This window comes from Nostoc sp. 'Peltigera membranacea cyanobiont' 232 (assembly GCF_002245985.1).
Lineage (GTDB): Bacteria > Cyanobacteriota > Cyanobacteriia > Cyanobacteriales > Nostocaceae > Nostoc.
This window is the reverse complement of the sequence record NZ_NOLK01000098.1, coordinates 21,629-28,764: the sequence shown is the minus strand read 5'-3', so window position 1 is coordinate 28,764 and position 7,136 is coordinate 21,629. Positions and strand designations below refer to the sequence as shown.

At 44.5% G+C, this 7,136-nt stretch carries 6 protein-coding genes; 4 read left to right on the top strand and 2 right to left on the bottom strand.

The genetic code is table 11. The features are described from left to right. Nucleotides 1–122: 122 nt before the first annotated feature. Nucleotides 123–1,505: a carotenoid oxygenase family protein gene (locus tag CDG79_RS26550; RefSeq protein ID WP_094344801.1), complete on the bottom strand. Its 1,383-nt coding sequence runs from the start codon at nucleotides 1,503–1,505 to the stop codon at nucleotides 123–125. After that, a complete protein-coding gene (locus CDG79_RS26545; RefSeq protein ID WP_094344800.1) occupies nucleotides 1,506–2,072 on the bottom strand; it encodes a PadR family transcriptional regulator in 567 nt (188 codons plus the stop codon). Between the two features lie 733 nt (nucleotides 2,073–2,805). Here CDG79_RS26545 and CDG79_RS26540 point away from each other — a divergent pair. From CDG79_RS26540 to CDG79_RS26525, 4 genes are all read left to right on the top strand, one after another. After that, nucleotides 2,806–3,219, top strand: a complete 414-nt coding sequence (locus CDG79_RS26540) for a hypothetical protein (protein ID WP_189525147.1) — start codon at nucleotides 2,806–2,808, stop codon at nucleotides 3,217–3,219. Nucleotides 3,220–3,288: 69 nt separating this feature from the next. Then, the gene (locus CDG79_RS42810) at nucleotides 3,289–3,465 is read left to right on the top strand and encodes a hypothetical protein (protein WP_189525146.1); all 177 of its coding nucleotides are present in this window, start codon (nucleotides 3,289–3,291) and stop codon (nucleotides 3,463–3,465) included. A 566-nt stretch (nucleotides 3,466–4,031) separates the two neighbouring features. Then, nucleotides 4,032–5,396, top strand: coding sequence for an LLM class flavin-dependent oxidoreductase (locus tag CDG79_RS26530; RefSeq protein WP_094344797.1), 1,365 nt, complete (start codon nucleotides 4,032–4,034; stop codon nucleotides 5,394–5,396). Nucleotides 5,397–5,585: 189 nt separating this feature from the next. Then, nucleotides 5,586–7,124, top strand: coding sequence for an amidohydrolase family protein (locus tag CDG79_RS26525; protein ID WP_094344796.1), 1,539 nt, complete (start codon nucleotides 5,586–5,588; stop codon nucleotides 7,122–7,124). The last annotated feature ends 12 nt before the right edge of the window (nucleotides 7,125–7,136 follow it).

Sequence of the window (7,136 nt, the reverse complement as noted above, 5' to 3'; positions counted from 1 at the left end):
GGACTGGGGATTGGGGATTGGGGACTAGGAAAAAATTTGGGAAGGGTCAAAGCCTTGAACATCATTTTTCCGCACTCTTACCCATACCCAATCCCTAATCCCTAATCCCCAGTTCCTTTTACCTATTTTTCAGCAACCCAAGTACCATGAAATCCATAAGGCGCTCGTTGAGGAATTATCACCCGCGCTACAGGTTCAGCTGTTAAATCTTGGGCATTCACCAATACTAATTCTGAAGTGTTTGAATTCTCATCGTGGATGAAAGTCATAAGCCAACCGTCATCCTCAGCAATTGCACCAGGACGCGGCGCAAATACAGCTTCACCGCCATAGCGTCCCTGTCCGAATTCGTGGGTTTGGGACTTTCCACTGCTGAAGTCGTACTTAATGATGCCTTCAAATAAAGGTAGGGGACTATTCGCCATTTTGTTGGTGTAGCCATATCGGGTTTGCCGCCCCAATAGATTTTCGTTGATGCGGGGAAATTCTGAAGCTACATCGTCCAACATTTCTTCACGCACTGTCCCCGTATTGAGGTTAAATCGCCAGCGATACAAGCGTGGGATATTTGCTTCTGGGTCGGGTTGCGAATCATCAGAACTCAAAACAGTTGTAGAACTCATGCGACAGGCAATAAGCATTACTTCATCGCCGTCTTCGTAAGCGTTGAGAGTATGGAAGACGTAGCAAGAGGGACTTTCAAACCATCGGATATTACTGTTGTCACCATGACGTGGTACAATTCCAAAACGACTGGGGCGATCGCGCTCAAACATCATAATGGGTTCTCCCCGTTGCGATCGCTCGGCACTAAAAGTCAATGGCAAATCCATGAAAATCGTGTAGTTTTCAGTGATGGCGAAATCGTGCATCATCACTCCTATTGGCAGGTCAATTGGTACTGTCCGCAACAGTTCACCGTGTGCAGAGACTACACTATATTGCAGGTATGGTGGCGCAAACAAAGAGTAGCCAAAGAATACCATTTCTCCTGTAACTGGGTCTACTTTGGGATGGGCTGTGAAGGCAGAAATCAGCTTGTCATTGTAGGTATACTCGCCAATAGTTTCTAATTCAGGAAGCTTGATGGCGTGAGGTTTACCTCCCTCGTTCAGCGCCAACATTTGACCAGCGTGCCAAACTAAGGCGGTGTTGGCGGTATTTTTGTAGCCACTGTGAGGATTATCCTTTCGCGGTGGTTCTAACAATCCTGTCCAAAGAGCCTTACCCGCTTCTTGTTCTTTTTTCCATCCGACTGTCTGGATGTAACGGTTACGATAAGTCGCTACGCCGTTGCTAATTTGTACACCATGCAACATCCCATCTCCGTCAAACCAGTGATATTGACCGATGGGTGTCCATTGAGGGTTAGGGCCATTCCGTACAAACATCCCGGATAAGTCAAGGGGTAATTCACCGATGACTAGCAATTTATCGGTGGTGATTTCTTTACGGATTGGAGCAAAATTGCGATCGAGATACGGATTGACTGCTATTGTTGCCATTTATAAAATCTGGTAGTGTGATGTACATGGCTTTTGCTGACTGATAACATTGATTGCTATCTTCAACCAATCAATATAAGTCTGTTCTCTACGGATCACCAACTCCAGTACCAGCCTTTGCATTACCTGCTCGCGGTTGGCAGACTCATCACTAAGTGATGGTAAATCAATAATTTCACATTCAGCAAGCTTTTTGCTTCGGGCCGCCAATTGTTGCTCTAGTAGGTAAATGATAGTTTCATTCGGCAACTGATCTGCAAAGTGCAATTGGAGAAGCAAAGGTTCTCTTAGAGTTGGTAACGGTTGATGAGTCTCAAGCCATCGGGTAAATTCGGCTTTCCCTGGCTCCGTTACACAGTAGACTTTGCGGTTGGGGCGATCGCGTTGCATCTCAATTGTACAGGTAATCCAGCCTTGCTCAACTAGCTTATCAAGAGTTCTGTAAATTTGTGCCTGGTCTGCTGGCCATAAATGGGCAATACATCGATCGAAGCAGCTCGTTTTCAGGTCGTAGCCCGTCATTTCTTGCTGCTGAAGAAAACCTAGAATTACGTATGCTAGGGACATTTAAGACAGTTTTCCCATAATTGACATTTCCTCAATAGGTTTTACACTATGTACTTCTTATAATTTTATGCTAATATATGATTAATCCAATATAAGATATAACCGCTATAAAAAGATATGTTGATTGTAATAGTTCTTAACAAGGAAACCGAATACATAAACTGAGGTTGGGCAGATGGTTAATGGTGCTGTTTGCACAAAACAGTGAGGAAGTGGCTATGGATGTTGAGCGGAATTGAAACTTTAATTACGAATTACGTTCGTACAGCGACTCGTAAAGAGTATCATTACGAATTATTTGTTGAGGATCGCTCCTGTACTTCTACGGAGAGTAGAGCTTTTTGAAGAGAAAGCAAGGAGCGTCTAGGCCACCATTAGATATGCTACTTATTGCTAGCGGATCGCTCAACAAACTAGTTGTTCGTTAAATTCTATTCGCGATCAATAAGCTGTTCCACAAATAATCTCGCATAATCAGAGCGCTCATGTTGCCCACCCCACAAGAGTTTGATTTAATTTGATTATGGAATACGACTTACGCAAAATATATCTCAAACTCTGATTTCTCCGTGTCGCGCCAGTTGCTACAAGTCGGGGAACCGCAAGGGCGCACTGGCTTCTCTGCGTCCTCTGCGGTTCGTTATTCCGTAACTCTTGCGTAAGTCCTATGGAATTTAGATGTATGTTTTTCAGCTTACCAACAAAGACTATTGTAACGAGAGGATGAATAACATTGACTTCAAATACACTTTCACAAAGAATACGTCAACATCAATATCTACGTGATTTACGCAACAAATTACTCCACCTTCACAAGATGTTGCTGGACACAGAACGCATTGCCTACGAACAGGTTAGTGGACGAGTATCAAGCGGAGAACTTCTTCAGCTAGTTATCGCTCACGAACAATTTGCTTGGCTACATCGCATTTCTGAGGTGGTTGTGCAAGTTGATGAAATGCTCGAAGCAGATGAACCGATATCAATGGACGACTTTGAAAAGTTGATTGCTGATGTCCGCACGCTGATTATACCGTTAGAAACGGGTAATACTTTCGAGAGAAAGTATTACAACGCTCTCCAGCGCGAACCTGCTGCTGTGTTGGCACATGCGGAAATATCAAAGTTTCTCATGACTAAGGTTTAAGGGTAGCTATATCAAGCTAAGTTGCAAAAGGCGGGAATTGCAGAGATATTTAGCCAAGCCTGAGAGGCTGTGATTTGCACTGAACCGGATCGTCAGACATTGCTCACAGTTTCCGAATCTGATTTGAGTGAATATTATGCACCAATAGCTAGAGCGATCGCTCTAGCTATTTTTATTAGCCAACAGCAAGAAAAGTTTCCTCCCATACTCACCAATGCTCAATTCTACCGCGATCAAATTATTTAGATGCGATCGCAAACAAGACAGTTAATCTGAGATATCGAACAATTAGTTTGCAATACTTAATATTAGATTATCTAATAATTAGTTTTTCATGAGATTGTGTTTGTCAGTACATATTTTTTTGTGTGCATCGTGTAGACTCTATGTGCAGAGTCAGATTGCTATATAAATTTATGGTAATTCGAGCGCCAAGTAGCAGCAACCCTAGTTTTGCTGTGGTATTAACCTAACTTACAGTTTGGTTATTTCATTCCATATAGAGCAACTGAAGCGTAAATTTTAGTTGCTTTAAAAGCATTCCATTATTAAATTTCAGTGTTGAGTTAGCAGTAAATGCTAGCCCAAAGCTTTGTATGGAAAGGATTTTACCAATCTGCCATCTGAGTATTTTTTGGGTGGATATCAGCAGTTGAAAGCAAACATGTTGTCTACTCATTAGACACTTGCCACGTAGCCATAAGGGTTTGACAAACAGTTAGGAATTAGCCAAGCGATCGCTGACGTTACATGAAAAGCCATTAGCTATACGCAAATCAGCGATCGCATCATTATAGAAAAGAAAAAAGCTTATGAGTACAACACGCAAGTTTCGTTTAGGTGCATTCATTCAAGCCACCGGTCATCACATATCCTCTTGGCGACACCCTGATGCACAAGCAGATGCTGGATTGAATTTCGAGCATTACAAGGAGATTACCCAGACTGCCGAACGCGGCTTGTTTGATGCAGTTTTTCTCGCAGATAGCCCAGGAGTCTGGGGTGGCTCTCCAGAAACTCAGTATCGCAACGGTAAAATGGCCCATTTCGAGCCAGTCACTCTCTTTTCGGCTTTATCCTCCGTTACCCAAAATATCGGCTTCATTTCCACCGCCTCGACTACTTATGAAGAACCCTACACCTTGGCGCGAAAGTTTGCCTCCCTGGACTACTTGAGTAACGGCCGCGCGGGGTGGAATGTAGTCACCACAGGCAATGAGAATGCTGCACTTAATTTTGGACTTGAGCATCACCCAGAACATAGCCAGCGTTATGAACGCGCCGAAGAGTTTGTGGAAGTGGTGAAAGGACTGTGGGATAGTTGGGAAGACGATGCTTTCATCCGTAACAAAGAATCTGGTGTCTATTTCGACCCAGATAAACTGCATACACTCAACCACAAGGGCAAATATTTTTCTGTTAAAGGCCCTTTAAACGTCGGTCGTCCACCCCAAGGCTACCCCGTGATTGTTCAAGCTGGAGCCTCCGAATCGGGACGGGACTTGGCTGCACGCACCGCCGAGGTGATTTTCACCGCCAATCAAACCCTAACCGATGCCCAGGAATTTTATGCTGATCTCAAAGGAAGACTAGCACAATATGGGCGATCGCCAGATGACCTAAAAATTATGCCTGGTGCTTTCCCAATTATTGGCCGTACTGAATCAGAAGCTCAAGAGAAGTACGAATTCCTGCAATCGCTGATTCATCCTGATGTCGCCTGGGGGATTTTAAAGAACTATTACAAAGGTGTGGATCTGTCAAAATATTCTTTAGATGATCTGGCTCCTGAACTACCCAGTGACACCAACACAAATAAGAGTCGTCTCAAACTAGTTAGAGATTTGGCGACTCGTAACACTCTCACATTGCGTCAGTTGTATCTCTCTCTTGCCACCGCCCGAGGACATCGCACCATACTTGGTACTCCTGAAACCATTGCCGACCAGCTAGAAGAATGGTTCAGCAACGGTGCAGCAGACGGCTTTAATATCATGCCGCCCATTCTGCCTACAGGGTTGGATGAATTCATTAACCTAGTCGTTCCCATCTTGCAAAAACGCGGATTGTTCCGTACCGAATACGAGGGTAGTACCTTGCGTGAAAACCTGGGATTGCGTCGTCCGGTGAATCGTTTTGATGCAAAACAGGTGGATAAGAGTCTTGTGTTGGCGTAAATAAATTTTTTGCAGATGCTTAAACCATACCTTTTAAACCGCACCTTCTGTAGATCGCCGCCCTACAGAATTTGAAAATTGTAGAGAGACGCGATAAATCGCCGTCTCTACAGAAAATGTATTCGTCAATAGCAGCATTGGATGCTGAAAAAAACCTGTAATTTTTGTGCCGTAAGTAAGGAAAAAAACATGACTGAATATAGCCGATTAAAGACCTCACGCTCCGCCGCAATCAGAGCAACCCTTGATTATCCGGTAATTGACACCGACGTTCACACTAATGATTTCACCCCAGCTTTTGAGGATTACATTGCCAAGTACGGCGGCGTGAAACTCGTAGATGAGTTACGTAAGACCGAAGCTTCCCGTCTTAATTCCAAAAGTAACGGTAAAGACTGGTATCAACAAACCCCTGAAGAACGTCAATACAACCGCACCATCCGATCGCCTTGGTGGGCTAGAGTTACTAAAAATACGTTGGATCTCGCTACTTACACCCTCCCCGGACTCCTCTATGAACGTCAAGCGGAGCAAGGATCGGACTATTCGGTATTGTTTCCGAATAATGTCCTAGCACCAGCTGGAGCCAGCCCAGAGAATCGTCAGGCACTGCAACGGGCGGTCAATCACTATCATGCTGATATCTACCGGAAATATAGCGATCGCCTGACACCAGTAGCTGGTATCCCATTAACTACTCCTGAAGAAGGTATTGAGGAGCTAGAGTTTGCAGTAAAAACACTCGGCTTGAAAGTAATTAATATTACTGGCGGGGTAAAACGTCCGATTAAAGCGATCGCTGATAAATATCCAGCCGATAAATTCCCCGAAATCGCCAAATATGCCTCTTATATCGACTTTTACGGGCTAGATAGTGAATACGACTACGATCCCTTCTGGGCAAAAGTCGTGGAACTAGGCGTACCCGTCACCACCCATTACGGCAGTCAGGGTTGGACTGGACGTTCCTCCATCAGTAACTACATGAACAACCATATCGGTCACTTCGCCGATGGTTCGGAAGCTTTTGCTAAGGCGTTGTTCTTCGGTGGTGTTACCAAGCGTTTTCCACAATTGCGCGTAGCAATGCTCGAAGGTGGTTCAGATTGGGGTGCCCGCGTCTACATTCATTTGGTAGATCGTTTCTCCAAGCGCAATATCAAGGCACTGGAAAACTACAATCCAGCGTTGACAAATGCCGATGAGCTATTTGAGATATTTGAACGCTACGGTGCAGAAGTTACTCAAGGGCATTCCCTCGATAAGGATGAATTGACTAAGACTTTACTGGGAGCTTCATTCAGCCGTCATAGCCGTGCGCCAATTGGTAGCGAATTAGACGATTTTGCAGCAGCAGGCATTGAAACAATTGAAGACATTCGCGATCGCTGGGTGAACAGTTTCTTCTTTGGTTCCGAGTCAGACGATCGCACCATCGCTACGGCATTCAATGACAAAGCCAATCCCTTGGGAGTCAAAATCAACGCCATCTATTCCTCCGATGTTGGTCACTGGGATGTGCCAGATTTGACTTCCCCCTTGGCTGAAAGCTGGGATTTGGTTCAAGAAGGCGTTATTTCTGAAGCCGATTTTAAATCCTATGTATTCGCTAATCCCTACAAGTTTTACACCCAAGCTAACCCCGAATTCTTCAAGGGTACTGCGATCGAATCCAAGGTAAATAACACCGAATTTAACCAAGTAGATAAGAGTCTGGTGGTGGCGTAAAAGGTGAGATGA